15 protein-coding genes are annotated in these 15,569 nt (G+C 70.6%); 7 read left to right on the forward strand and 8 right to left on the reverse strand.

The window, feature by feature from the left end; translation table 11 throughout:
* Positions 1 to 4 precede the first annotated feature (4 nt).
* On the reverse strand, positions 5 to 1,390 hold the full coding sequence (locus ACZ7CD_RS03385) for a S28 family serine protease (protein WP_470378252.1): 1,386 nt from the start codon (positions 1,388 to 1,390) through the stop codon (positions 5 to 7).
* Positions 1,391 to 1,525: 135 nt separating this feature from the next.
* On the opposite strand from ACZ7CD_RS03385, the gene ACZ7CD_RS03390 reads away from it, so the two are divergent.
* Together ACZ7CD_RS03390 and ACZ7CD_RS03395 are read left to right on the forward strand one after the other, a co-directional pair.
* The gene (locus ACZ7CD_RS03390) at positions 1,526 to 2,707 is read left to right on the forward strand and encodes an LGFP repeat-containing protein (RefSeq protein ID WP_470378253.1); all 1,182 of its coding nucleotides are present in this window, start codon (positions 1,526 to 1,528) and stop codon (positions 2,705 to 2,707) included.
* A 5-nt stretch (positions 2,708 to 2,712) separates the two neighbouring features.
* Positions 2,713 to 3,849, forward strand: coding sequence for an LGFP repeat-containing protein (locus ACZ7CD_RS03395; RefSeq protein WP_470378254.1), 1,137 nt, complete (start codon positions 2,713 to 2,715; stop codon positions 3,847 to 3,849).
* On the opposite strand, the gene ACZ7CD_RS03400 is transcribed toward ACZ7CD_RS03395, so the two are convergent.
* Both ACZ7CD_RS03400 and ACZ7CD_RS03405 read right to left on the reverse strand, forming a co-directional pair.
* On the reverse strand, positions 3,846 to 4,700 hold the full coding sequence (locus tag ACZ7CD_RS03400) for an NAD(P)-dependent oxidoreductase (protein WP_458429902.1): 855 nt from the start codon (positions 4,698 to 4,700) through the stop codon (positions 3,846 to 3,848). The genes ACZ7CD_RS03395 and ACZ7CD_RS03400 overlap by 4 nt on opposite strands.
* Positions 4,701 to 4,929: 229 nt before the next feature.
* Positions 4,930 to 5,076, reverse strand: coding sequence for a hypothetical protein (locus tag ACZ7CD_RS03405; protein WP_167969512.1), 147 nt, complete (start codon positions 5,074 to 5,076; stop codon positions 4,930 to 4,932).
* 360 nt (positions 5,077 to 5,436) lie between these two features.
* Between ACZ7CD_RS03405 and ACZ7CD_RS03410 the strand changes: the two genes are divergently transcribed.
* Positions 5,437 to 6,045, forward strand: a complete 609-nt coding sequence (locus tag ACZ7CD_RS03410; protein WP_458429901.1) for an SIMPL domain-containing protein — start codon at positions 5,437 to 5,439, stop codon at positions 6,043 to 6,045.
* A gap of 57 nt (positions 6,046 to 6,102) precedes the next feature.
* Here the strand turns inward: ACZ7CD_RS03410 and ACZ7CD_RS03415 are convergent, their stop codons facing one another.
* Together ACZ7CD_RS03415 and ACZ7CD_RS03420 are read right to left on the reverse strand one after the other, a co-directional pair.
* Complete coding sequence (locus tag ACZ7CD_RS03415) at positions 6,103 to 7,074, reverse strand: serine hydrolase domain-containing protein (protein WP_470378255.1); 972 nt, start codon at positions 7,072 to 7,074, stop codon at positions 6,103 to 6,105.
* A 58-nt stretch (positions 7,075 to 7,132) separates the two neighbouring features.
* On the reverse strand, positions 7,133 to 8,338 hold the full coding sequence (locus ACZ7CD_RS03420; RefSeq protein ID WP_470378256.1) for an acetyl-CoA C-acetyltransferase: 1,206 nt from the start codon (positions 8,336 to 8,338) through the stop codon (positions 7,133 to 7,135).
* A gap of 53 nt (positions 8,339 to 8,391) precedes the next feature.
* On the opposite strand from ACZ7CD_RS03420, the gene ACZ7CD_RS03425 reads away from it, so the two are divergent.
* Positions 8,392 to 9,627: a 3-oxoacyl-ACP reductase gene (locus tag ACZ7CD_RS03425; RefSeq protein ID WP_470378257.1), complete on the forward strand. Its 1,236-nt coding sequence runs from the start codon at positions 8,392 to 8,394 to the stop codon at positions 9,625 to 9,627.
* Complete coding sequence (locus ACZ7CD_RS03430; protein ID WP_360394811.1) at positions 9,627 to 10,388, forward strand: MaoC family dehydratase; 762 nt, start codon at positions 9,627 to 9,629, stop codon at positions 10,386 to 10,388. The genes ACZ7CD_RS03425 and ACZ7CD_RS03430 overlap by 1 nt, the downstream gene beginning before the upstream one ends.
* On the opposite strand, the gene ACZ7CD_RS03435 is transcribed toward ACZ7CD_RS03430, so the two are convergent.
* On the reverse strand, positions 10,377 to 11,012 hold the full coding sequence (locus ACZ7CD_RS03435; protein ID WP_360394060.1) for a TetR/AcrR family transcriptional regulator: 636 nt from the start codon (positions 11,010 to 11,012) through the stop codon (positions 10,377 to 10,379). The two genes, ACZ7CD_RS03430 and ACZ7CD_RS03435, sit on opposite strands and share 12 nt — an antisense overlap.
* A 101-nt stretch (positions 11,013 to 11,113) precedes the next feature.
* Here ACZ7CD_RS03435 and ACZ7CD_RS03440 point away from each other — a divergent pair, with 101 nt between their 5' ends.
* The gene (locus tag ACZ7CD_RS03440; RefSeq protein ID WP_360394057.1) at positions 11,114 to 11,743 is read left to right on the forward strand and encodes an SCP2 sterol-binding domain-containing protein; all 630 of its coding nucleotides are present in this window, start codon (positions 11,114 to 11,116) and stop codon (positions 11,741 to 11,743) included.
* Between the two features lie 12 nt (positions 11,744 to 11,755).
* The gene (locus ACZ7CD_RS03445) at positions 11,756 to 12,970 is read left to right on the forward strand and encodes an acyl-CoA dehydrogenase family protein (RefSeq protein WP_360394054.1); all 1,215 of its coding nucleotides are present in this window, start codon (positions 11,756 to 11,758) and stop codon (positions 12,968 to 12,970) included.
* A gap of 142 nt (positions 12,971 to 13,112) precedes the next feature.
* Here ACZ7CD_RS03445 and ACZ7CD_RS03450 read toward each other — a convergent pair whose 3' ends face one another.
* Positions 13,113 to 14,036, reverse strand: coding sequence for a helix-turn-helix domain-containing protein (locus ACZ7CD_RS03450; protein ID WP_470378258.1), 924 nt, complete (start codon positions 14,034 to 14,036; stop codon positions 13,113 to 13,115).
* 115 nt (positions 14,037 to 14,151) lie between these two features.
* A complete protein-coding gene (locus ACZ7CD_RS03455) occupies positions 14,152 to 15,561 on the reverse strand; it encodes a dihydrolipoamide acetyltransferase family protein (RefSeq protein ID WP_470378259.1) in 1,410 nt (469 codons plus the stop codon).
* Positions 15,562 to 15,569: the final 8 nt, after the last annotated feature.

Here is a 15,569-nt window from a genome sequence, read left to right on the forward strand (position 1 = left end):
TGCCTCAGCCGCGGCGGGCCCGCAGCGCGTCCAGCGAGTCCGGGTCGGGGCCGGCGTCGGGGCCGGTGTCGGACAGCGCGGCCGAGACCGGGGAGGACACGCCGGCCCACCGCAGCACCGCCGCCGTGGCCGCCGCGCGCCGGTCCTCCGGCAGCTTCGCGATGTTCGCGCCGTGGTTGCCGGCGGGCACCTCGAACGACAGCGAGTCACGGGTGCCGGGCCCGAGCCGGAACGGTTCCGCGCTCCACGGGTCGTTCTGCCCGTACACGAACAGCAGGCGGTTGCCCTGGTGGCGCACCCAGCGGTCGACGTCCTTCATGGCGTGCCGGTCGAAGCGCGGGAACCTGATGTCGGGGGACACCATCGTGCGCGGCACCGAGACGCCGGGGTGGCGCAGCAGGTCCGCCACCGCCGACTCGTCCGCCTCCGGCCAGCCGAGCTGCGTGCCAGCCTGGTAGTAGTACGCCGCGTAGGGCGCGACGCCCGCGTCGTTGTAGAAGTCCCAGCCGACGGTCTTGTCGATGAACGTCCAGAGGTCGTCCACGGACGCACCGGCGCCCGGAACCAGCGCGCACTGCTCCTGGGTGCCGTACTGCCAGAACGTGAAGGGCGTGTCGAGCACCAGCACCTCCAGCGCCCGGTGCCCGCCGCCGAACTGCTGGAACGTGTAGCCCCGCGCGGTCAGCCTGGCCACGATCTCGTCGCGGTGCTGCAACAGCTGCCGCTGCACGCCTTCGAGCCGGCGGTTGCAGGACGGGTCGGTGCCGACCTCGCGGATGAACTCGCCGTAGGTGTCGCGGTCGTTCACCACGTCGTTCGGCGTGACGTAGGCGATGGTGGCGTCGACGTCGCGCGGGAAGAACCGCCGGTGGTAGATCGACGTCATGCCGCCCTTGCTGGCACCGGTCGACAGCCACTTCGCCCCGTAGAGCTCCTTGAACGCCGTGACGATCCGGTGGTGGTCGTTGGCCGCCTGCCAGATGGTCAGGTCGTCCCAGTCGGCCGGTGACGGGCGCGAGGGCGCGAAGAACCGCTGTTCGACGCTGAGCTGGTTGCCGTCGACGAGCCGGGCCGGTTCGGAGGCGCCGATCGTGCCGGGCAGGTTGTAACCCGTGGTGTGCAGCACCATCGGGCGGGAGACGTCCTTGTGCAGCAACGAGAACCGCTGCTCGAACCGCTGGCCGCGCGGCTTGCGGTGGTCCGCGGGCTGCTGGATGCCGAGCACGAACGTCCTGGCGGTGCCGGACGTGCCCTCGCTGATGATCCGCACACCGGGGATGGCTGCGATGCGGTCCTTGATGTCGGTGGCGGCGGTCGCGACCGCCGCTGTGGCCGTGACCTGCGCTGATACCAGGCCGAACGCCAGCAGGGAGCGTACGAGTCTGTTCACGCTCCGACGCTAGCCAGCGGCGGGCGGGCGGCGGACCGGCCGATCGGCGGGACTGCAGGTGGCTTGCAGCGGACTTGGAGACGCCTTGCAGACCGGCCCCCGAACCTGGGTCCACGTCCGAAGAGGGGGACTGACATGAAGGTTCGAGAACTGCTCGGCACGACAGCCGTGGCCGTCGCGCTCGTCATGGGGACGGCGAACGCGAACGTGGCCACCGCCGACGAGATCGGCGTGATGTTCAACTGCGGCAACTACCCCGCGGGCAAGCAGACCGCGAGGGACGAGGCGCTGGCCAGGTCGACGACGTGGCTCCAGGCGCGGGTGCCGTACAGCCAGAGCGCCTGCCACAACAACCAGTTCGGCTCGTACCGCACCGACTGCAGCGGCTACCTGTCGATGATCTGGGGGCTGGCCCACTCCTACACCACGTCGACGCTGCACCAGGTGTCGCACACGATCAACCGGGCCGACCTGCAGCCGGGTGACGCGCTGAACTGGCCGGGCCAGCACACCGCGTTGTTCATCGGCTGGGCCGACGCCGCGCGGACGATGCCGCGGGTGCGCGAGCAGGCCGGTCCGAACGGCTCGCCCACGGTGGAGCGCAACTGGTCGGCCGCGACGGCCGCCAAGTACACGCCGATCCGCTACAACAACATCGTCTCGTACAACGTCGCCGGCGACATCGGCACGAAGTGGCGTGCGATGGGCGCGGAGAACAGCGTCGTGGGCGCCCCGGTCAACAACGAGCAGGACGGCGCTCCCGGCGGTCGCTGGCAGGGCTTCCAGCACGGCAACATCTACTGGACCCCTGCGCTCAACGCCCACCCGGTCTACGGCGACATCCTGACCCGGTTCATGGACACCGGTGACGAGCACCGCTGGGGCTACCCGGTCAACGACGAGTCGCCCGGCGCGCACGGTGGGCGGTGGCAGCAGTTCCAGACCGCGCACTTCTACTGGACCGCGGCGACCGGCGCCTTCCCCGTGTACGGCGAGATCCTGACCAACTTCATGAACGCGGGCGACGAGCACCGCTGGGGTTACCCGCTCATGGAGGAGGCGGCCGGCGCCAACGGCGGTCGCTACCAGAAGTTCCAGAACGGCATCTGGTACTGGAGCGCGCGCACCAGCGCGTACCCCGTCTACGGCGACATCCTGACCAAGTTCCTGTCGACCGGCGACGAGCACACCCACGGCTACCCGAAGGAAGCCGAGAAGGACTGGGCCGGCGAGACGGGCGGTCGCATGCAGACGTTCGAGAGCTCCACCTTCTACTGGACCCCCGCCAAGGGTGCCTGGTCCGTCCGGAACGGGTGACGGCGATGAGGAAGGCAGTTCTCGCTCTCGCAACGCTGTCCCTGCTCCCGCTGGCGGGCGTCGCCCAGGCCGAACCCGCGCACATCTCCAACGCCGAGATGCAGGCGGCGTGCGCGGTGCCGGCCAACCGCGACATCAATGTCACCCGGACCGTGCACGACGTCGGCGTCCGCCGCGGGGTGTCGGCGAAGGTGATGCTCGCCGGGTTCGAGGCGGGCTGGGTCGAGTCGCACATGAACAACCTGGGCTGCGGCGACCGCGACTCGCTCGGCGTGTTCCAGCAACGGCCTTCGCAGGGCTGGGGCACGCCGGAGCAGATCATGAACGTCGCGTACGCCGCCGACCGCTTCTTCGCCGAGGCGCAGCGGGTGGAACCGAAGTACCCGAACCTCACCGCGGGTCTGCTCGCGGACAAGGTGCAGCGCTCGTGCTGTCCCGCCCGCTACGACCAGGCCGAGGCCAAGGCGCGGCAGATGCTCGACGAGGTCAGGATCGCGGTCGGCGGCGACATCGGCGTCAAGTGGCGTGCGATGGGCGCGGAGAACAGCGTCGTCGGCGCGCCTGTGAACAACGAGCAGGACGGCGCTCCCGGCGGTCGGTGGCAGGGCTTCCAGCGCGGCAACATCTACTGGACGCCCGCGCTCAGCGCCCACCCCGTGTACGGCGACATCCTGACCCGGTTCATGGACACCGGCGACGAGCACCGCTGGGGCTACCCGGTCAACGACGAGTCACCGGGCGCGCGCGGCGGCCGATGGCAGCAGTTCCAGGTGGCGCACTTCTACTGGACAGCGGCCACCGGGGCGTTCCCCGTCTACGGCGAGATCCTGACCAACTTCATGAACGCCGGTGACGAGCACCGCTGGGGTTACCCGCTCATGGAGGAGGCACCGGGGGCGAACGGCGGTCGCTACCAGAAGTTCCAGAACGGCATCTGGTACTGGAGCGCGCGCACCAGCGCGTACCCGGTGTACGGCGACATCCTCTCGAAGTTCATGAGCACCGGGGACGAGCACACCCACGGCTACCCGAGGGAGGCCGAGAAGGACTGGGCCGGCGAGGCAGGCGGCCGGATGCAGGTCTTCGAGGGCTCGACCTTCTACTGGACGCCCGCCAAGGGTGCCTGGTCGGTGCGGAACTAGTTCTTGAAGCTGGCGTAGTAGGCGGCGGCCAGGTCCTCGTCGCCGTGGCCTCGGGTGACCGCGCGGTTCAGGCGGGCGCCCGAGGCCTGCGCCACGTCCAGCTGCACCCCGGCCCGCGTGGCCGCCTCGTTCACGAGCAGCGCGTCCTTGAGGGCGTTCTGCACGGTGAACGCCGGCGGGAAGGAGCGTTCGATGATCGCGTTGCCCTTCGTCTGCAGGTACGCGCAGTCCAGCGGGCCACCGGAGACGGCCTCCAGGAACAGCCTCGGGTCGAGGCCGGAGGACTCGGCCAGCGCCACGGCCTCACCGACCGCGGCGGTCAGCGAGAGGACCCAGCTGTTCGCGACGAGCTTCAACCGCGTCGCCGCACCCGCCTCGCCGACCCACATCGTGCGGGCGCCGATCACGTCGAACACCGGCTGCACCCGTTCGCGCAGCTCCTCGACACCCGCGGCGAGCACGACGAGGGTGCCGTCCTGGGCCGGTTTGGTGCTGCCGAGGACCGGGGCGTCCACGAACTCCAGCCCGAGCGACCGGGCGAGCGCGATGTGGTCCTCGGTCGACTCGATGCCGACCGTGGAGGCCTGGACCCACACCGCGTCGTGCGGCAGCGAGGGGGCCGCGTCCTGCATGGTCGTGGTGACGGCGGGGCCGTCGTTGAGCATCGTCAGCACGACCTCGACGCCGTCGACGGCCCCCGCGGGCGTGTCCACGACGGTGACGCCCTGCGCGGCCAGCGGTTCGGCCTTGGCGCGGGTGCGGTTCCAGACCCGGACGTCGTGTCCGGCGGCGGCGAGGTTGGCTGCGATCGGGGCACCCATGAGGCCGGTGCCGAGCACGGCGATCTTCATGCCCCCAGCAAACAAGAAACCTCGCGGTGCTGCCAGGTCGGGGGTCCGACAGCACCGCGAGGTCATCCGTGACATCGGCGGACCGATGCGCTCTGTTACACGGCCAGCATACTGTGGCGTGGATCACGTTTAACAGAATGAAACCCCTGGAGCGCGGGAGGTGCTCCAGGGGTTCCCGTTGGGGAGGCACTCGCGCCGGGGCGCCGTGCGAGTGCCGGGTTCTCGAGTGTCAGCGCAGGGTGGTGACCTGAGCCTGGGCGATGGCCATCAGCTCGTGACGCATGGCCGGGGTGGTGGCCATGTCGATCGCGCGAGCCACGGCCTTCCGGTTGCGCGCCTCGGCACGACGGGCGCGGAGCTTCGCTGCGAAGTTCATCTCGGTCTGCACTTCCCTCTCGGAGATCTGTTGGGCTGGTGACTCAAGTATGCACCCTGAGCCCGTCGAAAGCACGCGATTATCCGGTGAGGTGGGGCACACGCCGATGAATCGCCGGTGGACAACGTGAACGACCGGACAACACCGGTCATCCCTCACGCCCAGGCAGAGACCGGCCGACGTACGGCCCGGCGGCCCGCACCAGGCCCGCTCCGAGGGGCACGCGGGGACCCCGCGTGCCCCAGGAGGGTACGAAAGCTCCCCGCGTGCACTTCGCGAAGTGAGGATTGGGGGTGCTGGTGGGAGAGCTGCAAGAGGTAGTGGTTGCGGATGGAGTGGGGTGGCGGTTGGGTGGGTGGTGTGGCTGAAGTGGTGACGAAGGGGACCGGCGAGGTCGAGCGGACCGCCGACCGCGCCCAGGTGGACGTGACGTTCGAGGCGCTCGGCGCCGAACGGTCCGAGGCGGTGAGCACGCTCAACCAGCGCATTTCCGCCGTAGAACCGCTGCTGGCGGACTTCGAGGTGCGGTCGCGCCAGCTGTCCGTGCACGACAACTGGGACAACAACCAGCGCATCGGCAGCCGCGCCACCCAGCAGTACGTGATCTGGGTGTCCGACCTCGACAAGCTCGACGGCCTGCTCGCCGAGCTGGTGCAGGCCGAGCCGTCGTGGGTCAACGGCCCGTCGTGGACGCTCGTCGACGACACCGAGGCGGTCCGCGAGGCGCAGAAGGAGGCCGTGGCCGACGCGTTGCGCCGCGCCGAGGGTTACGCGAACGCGCTGGGGCGGCGGCTCGGGCCGTTGCTGCGCATCGGCGACACGGACGGCGGCGGCTACTCGCCGAAGATGATGCGCAGTGCGTCGTTCGAGATGGCCGGGCCGGCCGGGATGGTCGACCAGCTGAACCTGAAGGCGCAGCAGATCACGGTCACCGCGACCTGCACCGCGGCCTGGGCGTTGCTCGACTAGGTCCGGCCCGCCCAGTGCTCCAGGGCGGCCGTGGGGAAGTGTGCTCGACGGAGGGTGCTATCCGGCAGCGAGTTCCCAGAAGTCGCGCATGACCGGCGCCGGCTCGGGATTCGTCATGGCCGTGCGCGTGAGCAGCACGGTCACCTTCCGCTGCGCCGGGACGACGTGCAGCGCCGTGCCCGACCCGCCGACCCAGCCGTAGCGGCCGGGGACGTTCCACGGGTCGACGTCCGCGATGTCGACGCTGCCGCCGCAGCCCCAGCCCTGCCCCTCCAGGAAGATCCGCGCGGCCGCCCGCTCGGCCGCCGAGGTCGTGTCGGTCGCGAGCACCGGCAGCAGGTCGCTCGCGAGCAGACCGCGGCTGAACGCCAGCAGGTCGTCCGCCGTGGAGCTAAGGCCACCGGCGCCGGACGGGAAGACGGGGCTCACGAAACCCGTGGCGGTCATGCCGAACGGCGCGAAGACGCGTTCGGCCAGGAAGTCGGGCAACGAGCCGGTGACGCGGTGGACCAGCACGCCGAGCACGTCGTAGGAGGTGTTGTAGGTCCACCCTGCGCCCGGCTGGTGCAGCAGCGGCACCTCGGCGAGGCGCGGCAACCACTCGTCCGGCGTGGGCAGCTCCGGCACGCCGTGCAGGTGCGCCTTCTCGAACAGCACCCGCGTGGCGGGCAACGAGAAGTCCGCCGTGAAGCCCCAGCCGGACCGCGAGGTCAGCAGGTGCCGGACGGTGATCGGCGTCGTCGCGGGCACCACGTCGTCGGCAGGCCCCTGCGGCGTGCGGACGACCTTCGGCTCGGCCAGTTCCGGCAGCCACCGCGCGACCGGGTCGTCCGGCGCGATCCGGCCGTCGTTCACCAGCAACTGCGCGGCGTACGCGACGACCGGCTTGGTCACCGACGCGACCGCGAACGCCGAGTCGCGGGTCTCGCCCCCGACCGCCGCGACCTCCACGTCGTCACCGCGGGCGACGAGCGCCACGGCGTTCGGGGTGGTCCCGCGGTGCTTTTCCAGCACGTCCTGCAAGGTCATGGTCGTCATCCTTCTCCGTGAACGGGTCGGATGTGCTGACCTCGGGACCGCGCGGAACTCATCGCTCCAGGATCGCCGTGATCCCCTGGCCGCCGGCCGCGCAGATCGACACGAACCCGCGCCCGCTGCCCTTCTGGTGCAGCAGCTTCGCGAGCGTCGCCACGATCCGCGCACCGGTCGCCGCGAACGGGTGCCCCGCGGCGAGCGACGAGCCGTTGACGTTGAGCTTGGCGCGGTCGATCTCGCCGAGGTCGGTCTCCCAGGCCTTCAGCGTCGCGAGGACCTGGGACGCGAACGCCTCGTGCACCTCGTAGAAGTCGAACTCCTGCAGCTTGAGCCCCGCCTTGTCGAGCATCCGCGGTGCGGCGTGCACCGGGGCCATGAGCAGGCCTTCGCCGCCGTGCACGTGGTCGACGGCGGCGGTCTCGGCGAACGTCAGGTACGCGAGCACCGGGAGGTTGCGGGCCGCCGCCCACTCCTCGGTGGCGAGCAGCACCGCGGAGGCGCCGTCGGACAACGGGGTGGAGTTGCCCGCGGTCATGGTGTCGCCGAAGACCGGCTTGAGCTTGGCGAGCTTCTCGACGCTGCTGTCCGGGCGCAGGTTCTGGTCGCGGGTGAGGCCGAGGTAGGGCGTGACGAGGTCGTCGAAGAAGCCCTCGTCGTAGGCGCGGGCGAGGTTGCGGTGGCTGCGCGCGGTCAGCTCGTCCTGGTCCTTGCGGGTGATGCCGTACTCGGCGGCGGTCAGCGCGGCGTGCTCGCCCATCGACCTGCCGGTGCGCGGTTCGCCGTTGCGCGGCAGGTGCGGGACGACGTGGCCGGGCCGCAGCTTGGCGAGCAGACCGACCTTGCGGGTGCGGTTGAACTCCAGCAGCAGCTTGCGGAAGTCCTCGTTCACGCCGATCGGCGCGTCGCTGGTGGTGTCGACGCCGCCCGCGATGCCGGACTCGATCTGGCCGAGCGCGATCTTGTTGGCCACCGCGATGATCGCCTGCAGGCCGGTGCCGCACGCCTGCTGGAGGTCGTATGCGGGTGTCTGCGGGCTGAGCCTGCTGCCCAGCACCGACTCGCGGACGAGGTTGAAGTCGCGCGAGTGCTTGAGCACGGCGCCGGCGACCACCTCGCCGAGGCGTTCGCCCTGCAACCCGAAGCGGCTCACCAGGCCGTCCAGCACCGCCGTGAACATGTCCTGGTTCGACGCGGTGGCGTACGGGCCGTTCGAGCGGGCGAACGGGATGCGGTTGCCGCCGATGATCGCTACTCGCATGCCGCCATACTACCTACTAGCGGGTAGACTTACTAGCGAGTAGGTTGTGTGACGTGGACAGGTACCAGAAGTTCGCCTCGTCGGGACTCGGCCGCCAGCTCGTGCGCAGGCTCGGCCTGCCGAACCCGCATCCGCTCCGCCGCGACGCCGCACTGGCGACACCGGTCCTGGTCGGTGGCACCCCCCGGCTGCCCTTCCTCAAGACGCTCGAAACCGGCTCGGCGCCCTACGGCGCGCTGGTGTTCGACGCCTCCGGCATCGAGACCGTGGCCGGCCTGCGGCAGCTGCACGACTTCTTCCACCCGGTGATCACGCAGCTCGGCCCGTGCGGGCGGGTGGTCGTCATCGGGCGGTCGCCGGACTCGGTGGCGCAGCGGGCCCTCGAAGGGTTCGTGCGCTCGGTCGGCAAGGAGCTGCGCCGCGGCGGCACGGCGAACCTGGTGTACGTGGCCGACGGCGCCGAGGACGGTGCCGAGTCGACGCTGCGGTTCCTGCTGTCCGGGCGGTCCGCGTACGTGTCCGGCCAGGTCGTCCACATATCGGGAGCCGCGTCGACCGGCACGCTGGAGGGCAAGGTCGCGCTGGTCACGGGTGCCTCGCGCGGGATCGGCGAGGCGATCGCCACGACGCTGGCCCGCGACGGCGCGCACGTGGTGTGCCTGGACGTCCCGGCGGCCGGTGAGGACCTGTCGAGGGTCGCGAACGTGGTCGGCGGGTCGGCGTTGCAGCTCGACATCACCGGCGACCCGGCTCGGTTGACCTCGTACCTGCTGGAACGGCACGGCGGCGTGGACGTCGTCGTGCACAACGCGGGCATCACCCGTGACAAGACGTTGGCGCGCATGGACTCCGACAAGTGGGACGCCGTGCTGGAGGTCAACCTGGCCTGCCAGGAGCGGATCAACGCGGCCCTGCTGGACGGCGACGTGCTGCGGACCGGCGGGCGGATCGTCGGGGTGTCGTCGATCGCCGGGATCGCGGGCAACGTCGGGCAGACCAACTACGCCACCTCGAAGGCCGGCGTGATCGGGATGGTCACGTCGCTGGCGCCGGTGCTCGCCGAGCGCGGCGCCACCATCAACGCCGTCGCACCCGGTTTCATCGAGACGAAGATGACCGCGGCCGTGCCGCTCCTGACCCGCGAGGTCGGGCGGCGGATGAACAGCCTGTCGCAGGGCGGGCTGCCCTCTGACGTCGCGGAGACCGTCGCGTGGTTCGCCGCGCCCGGATCCGGTGGTGTCAACGGGAACGTCGTGCGGGTGTGCGGCCAGATGCTGCTGGGGGCGTGATGTTGCTGAAGGCGGCGCTCACGGCGTTCCGGCGCGGTGACTCCCTTGCCGCACAACCGGTTTCGGCCACCTACGACGTCTCGCTCAAGCACCTGGCGGCGTACAACGAGGTGTGCGGGTTCGGGCTGCGCGACGCGTTGCCGTTGACCTACCCGCACGTGCTGGGTTTCCCGTTGCAGCTGGAGCTGATGACGGGGGCAGGTTTCCCGTTCCCGCTGCCCGGTCTGGTGCACGTCGCGAACCGGATCACGCAGTCGCGGCCGTTGCGCCTGGACGAACCGCTGGAGGTCACGGTGTCGGCGCGCGACCTTCGCCCGCACCCGCAGGGCAGCCAGCTCGACGTGGTGACGGCGGTGTCCGGTGTCTGGGAAGGGGTGTCGACCTACCTGCGGCGCACCGGTTCCGGCTCGTCCTCCGGTGAGGAGCTGCGGCGGCCGGCCGGGTCGGCGCAGTGGCGGGTGCCCGCGGACATCGGGCGGCGTTACGGCGCGGTGTCCGGCGACCGCAACCCGATCCACCTGCACCCGTTGAGCGCCAAGCTGTTCGGGTTCCCGCGGGCGATCGCGCACGGGATGTGGACCAAGGCGCGGTGCCTCGCGGCGCTGGAAGGCCGGTTGCCCGAGGCCGTGACGGTGGACGTGAGGTTCAAGAAGCCGTTGCTGATCCCGGGGCGCGTCGAGTTCTCGGCGCGCGAGGACGAGAACGGCTGGGAGTTCGCCGTCTGGGGCAAGGGACCTCACCTGCTCGGCTCAGCGACGTGACGGTGGGTGCCAGACGTTGCCGTCGACGAGGTCGCCGAAGCCCATCCACACGAGGTTCATGAGCCGGGCGGCGACCACGCCGGCCGGTTCCTCGGGGTGGTCGAGCCACCAGTCCGCGAGCGACTCGCCGGCACCGACGAGCGCGGCCGCCAGCGACTCGGCCTCCAGGGTGGTCGCCGGCGCCTTCGTCGACTGGGTGAGCAGCGCCGCGACCAGCGACACCGCGCGCCCGCGCATGTCCGCGAGCTCGGCCGCGAACGGCCCGCCCTGCGAGGACGCCTGCCGGTGCAGCACCTGCCAGCTCGCCCGGTTCTCCCCGACGAACCCGAAGAACGCCCGCAGCCCGCTCCACAGCTGCACGTCCGGTTCCTGGTCGGGCTCGACGCCGGTCGCGATGGCCTCGATCATCCTGGTGGCCTCGCGCCGGATGCAGGTCGCGAACAGCTCCTCCTTCGACCCGAGGTAGGCGTAGAGCATCGGCTTGGAGATGCCCGCGACGTCGGAGATCTCGTCCATCGACGCCGCGTGGAAGCCGAGCCGCGAGAACACGTCGACGGCGGCATCCATGATCTGCCGCTCCCGCACGGCGCGCGGCAAGCGCTTGGCTCGACCTTCTGTGCGCATCACTACCCCTCGGTTCGGAGGTGCAAGATTATCCGATCGGCTTGCCGCTCTATCTACTCGCCAGTAGTCTTACTCGCGAGTAGGTACCAGGAGGTGTCTCGATGACGCACGACCTCACGACCGAGGCGATCGCGAAGCTCAGCCCCGCCGAGCTCATCAGCACGTTGCAGCAGATCTCGCCGGACGACCCCGCGCTGAAGGACGTCGACATCGACGTCATCGCACGCGGCATCGACCCGAAGAAGCTCGGCAAGGACGACTTCGCCGCCCTGCTGAACGCCCTCGGCGCCCTGGCCGACGGCGGCGCGGACCTCGACCTCTCGAAGATGGACCCGTCGAACTTCGCCCGCATCATCTCGCGCGCCTCCAAGGACCAGATCGAGGCGGTCGTCGCGGACCCGGCGCTGCGCGTGCGCGTGCTGGACGAGGTGTTCCGCCGCATGGAGGTCCACTTCCGCGCGGACCGGGCCGGTGCCACCCGCGCCGTCGTGCACTTCCACGTGCTCGAAGACGTCTACGAGGCCATCATCGAAGACGCGACGTGCACCATCAACAAGGGCGTGACCCGCGAGGCCCGCGCCATCGTGACCTTGACGCCGGCCGACTTCCTGAAGCTCGCGACCGGCAACGCGTCGGCCCCCGTGCTGTTCATGACGGGCAAGCTGAAGGTCAAGGGCGACCTGGGGTTCGCGGCCGGGTTCATGAGCCTGTTCAACATCCCGAAGGCGTAGGAAGGTTCTCCCGTGGGTGGCTTCTCGCTCGAACTGAACGAAGACCAGACCGACCTGCGCGACTGGGTGCACGGTTTCGCTCGCGACGTCATCAGGCCGGCGGCCTCGGAGTGGGACGAGCGCGAGGAGACGCCGTGGCCGGTCATCCAGGAGGCCGCGAAGATCGGTCTCTACGGCTTCGAGGCCCTCGCGACCTGGTTCGCCGACCCGATCGGGCTGTCGCTGCCCATCGCCACCGAGGAGCTCTTCTGGGGTGACGCGGGCATCGCGCTGTCGTTGATGGGCACCGGTCTCGCGGTCGCCGGCATCTTCGCGGGCGGCGAGCCGGAACAGCTGGCCGAGTGGGTCCCGGAGTGCTTCGGCGACGAGTCGGACCCGAAGCTGGCGGCGTTCTGCGCCTCCGAACCCCAGGCGGGCTCGGACGTGGCGGGCTACCGGACGCGGGCCCGCTACGACGAGGCCACCGACGAGTGGGTCCTGAACGGCCAGAAGGCCTGGGCCACCAACGGCGGCATCGCGAACGTGCACGTGGTCACCGCAGTCGTCGACCCCGCCCTGGGCTCGCGCGGGCAGGCCGGTTTCATCGTTCCCCCCGGCACCCCCGGCCTGTCGTCACCGGGCAAGATCAAGAAGCACGGCATGCGCGCGTCGCACACCGCCGACGTGTTCCTGGACGACGTGCGGGTGCCGGGCCGTTGCGTGCTGGGCGGTAAGGAGCGGTTGGACGCCCGGCTGGCACGAGCTCGTGAGGGCCTGAAGGCCGGCGGCCAGGCGGCGATGGCGACCTTCGAGACCACCCGCCCGACCGTGGGCGCGATGGCCGTCGGTGTCGCACGGGCCGCCTACGACTACGCGTTGGAGTACGCGAAGGACCGCGAGGCGTTCGGCCGCAAGATCATCGAGAACCAGTCGATCGCCTTCGACCTCGCGAACATGCGGATGGAGATCGACGCGTCACGCCTGCTGGTGTGGCGGGCGGCGTGGATGGGCCGCAACAACGTGCCGTTCACCGCGGGCGAGGGCTCGATGTCGAAGCTGAAGGCGTCCGAGGTGTCGGTGTGGGCGACCGAGCGGGCGATCCACATCCTCGGCGGCGCCGGCTACACGCGGGAGCACCCGGTGGAGCGGATGCACCGCGACGCCAAGATCTTCACCATCTTCGAGGGGACGTCGGAGATCCAGCGGCTGGTGGTGTCGCGGATGATCTCCGGGATGCAGATCAAGTGAGTTGATCACCCCAGGCCGTCCTCAGGCCGTCTGAGGGGCGGGGTCTTGCGAGGCTTGAAGACCCCGTCCACCGCGAACCGTCACCTTCGTCGCCACGGGAACGAGCTGGGCGCCCAGCTGGTTCCCGCGTCGTGCGCAGGGTCTAGCCCAGCGGCACCCCGGCGGCGCGCAGCCACTCGCGCTCGCGGGTGTTGTCCGGCATGGCGGGCCAGCCGTTGACGCGGCCGATCAGCACCCAGTACCGCTCGGCCCGCGGGTCCGCGAAGTCGGCGAACTCGCGCAGCCGCCGCACGACGGTCTCGTCGTTCGGCACGTCCAGCGCCTCCGCCCACTTCGCGTTGACGCGGGCGACGACCTCCGCGGCCTCCGCCGAGTCCGGTGCGATGCCGGCCTCGATCGCCTGCCGTGCCTGGTCGATGGAGTAGGTGAACGTCTCCATCTGGTTGCCGCTCGACGGCGGGGTCATGTTCACGTTGTCGCGGCGGTACTGCTCGTGCTGCCGGGACATCCGCTTGATCGACGCGCGGAAGTCCGGGTCCTGCACGAGCTTCGCGAGCTCGACCCAGGCCTCCAGCTGTTCCGGCGACGGGTCGTCCGGCAGCTCGATCCGCACGGACCGCATGTGCTGCTCGAACTGCGGGTCCAGCTCGTACGGCCCGAACACGTCCTCGAAGAAGTCGTCGAGGATGCGCTGCCGCTCCTCGTCCGACATGCGGGCCAGCTCGTTCATCAGTTCCATCTCCCCTCCCTTGGCGACGGCGCGCAGCACGGCACGGCGGAGCCGCAACGTCCTCATCTGCGCGTCGATCGCATCAGCGTGTGCACGCGCCACGTCGGTCACCGACACCTCCTTGGCGAGCACCCGCCCGGCCGTCGGCAGGTCCACACCCAGGTCGCGCAGGGTGCGGACGAGCTTGAGCCGGGCGACGGCCTCCGCGTCGTAGGTGCGGTACCCGCCGGTGGTCCGGTCCGTGGGCGGGATGAGGCCCGAGTCCGAGTAGAACCTGATGGTCTTCACGGTCAGGCCGGTCATCCTGGCCAGCTCGCCGATCTGGTAGCGCGTCACGGGGACAACTGTGCAGTCTCCAGTGGCTGGAGGGTCAAGCCGGATTGGCCGAACAGGTGGCTGAACAGCGAAAAGGCCCCCGCGCCGCAGCACGGGGGCCTTCACGGACCTGGGATCAGTAGGTCAGCGCGATGCCCGGCTCGGCCAGCAGCGCGCCGACGTCGGCCAGGAACTGCGAGCCCTGCTGGCCGTCGACCACGCGGTGGTCGAACGACAGCGCGAGCTGGCAGATCTTGCGGACCTTGATCTCGCCGTCGACCACCCACGGCATGTCGCGGATCGCGCCGAGGGCGAGGATCGCGGACTCACCGGGGTTGAGGATCGGCGTGCCGGTGTCGACGCCGAAGACGCCGACGTTGGTGATCGTGATGGTGCCGTTCATCATGTCGGCAGGCGCGGTCTTGCCCTCGCGGGCCACCGTGGCGAGCTCGTCCAGCGCGACGGCCAGTTCCTTCAACGACATGCGGTCGGCGTCGCGGACCTTCGGGACCACCAGGCCGCGCGGCGTGGCGGCCGCGATGCCGAGGTGGACGTAGTCCTTGTAGACGATCTCGTTGGCCGCCGCGTCCCACGTGGCGTTGACGTCCGGTGTGCGGCGGGCCGCGAGGATCACGGCCTTGGCGCAGAACGCGAGCGGCGTCAGCTTCACGCCGCGGAACTCCGGGTGGTTCTTCAACCGGGCCCGCAGCTCCATCATCGGCGTCACGTCGACCGTCAGGAACTCGGTGACGTGCGGTGCGGTGAACGCGCTGTCCACCATCGCCTGCGCGGTCGCCTTGCGGACGCCCTTGATCGGCACCCGGCGTTCCCGCGTGCCGTTGTCCACAGTGGACGCGGCAACGGGTGCGGCGGCCGGTGCGGACACCGCGTTCTCCACGTCGGAACGGGTGATCACGCCGCCGGGGCCGGAGCCCGTGAGCGCGCGCAGGTCGACGCCGAGGTCCTTGGCGAGCTTGCGGACCGGCGGCTTGGCCAGCGGCACGTACCCGCCGGGGGCCGAGACCGGAGCCGCCGCAACGGGTTCCGGGACGACCGGAGCAGGAGCGGGGGCCGGCGGTGCCGCGACGGCGGCCGGGGTGACCGCGGCGACGGCGGCGCCGGCGGCGCCGGCCACGGCCGGGGCGTCCTTGCGGGCACGGCGCTTGGCCGCACCGGACTTCGGGCCGTAGCCGACGAGCGTCGCGATGCGCCCGCCCGGCATCTCCTCGCCGATCTTGCCGGACGAGGTGCCGTTCGTCTCTGCCGCGGCAGGAGCGGGGGCGGGTGCGGCCGCGCCACCGGGGTCGGTGTCGATCGTGATGATCGGGACGCCGACCTCGACGGTCTGACCGGGCTCCGCGAGCAGCTCGGTCACGACGCCGGCCCACGGGCACGGCAGCTCGACGGCGGCCTTGGCCGTCTCGATCTCGACGATGATCTGGTTGACCGTGACGGTGTCACCGGGCTTCACGTGCCAGGTGAGGATGTCGGCCTCGGTCAGCCCCTCAGCCGTGTCCGGCAGGGGGAACTGCTTGTACTGCGGCATTTCCGGTT

The organism is Lentzea sp. NPDC036949, from assembly GCF_055608075.1.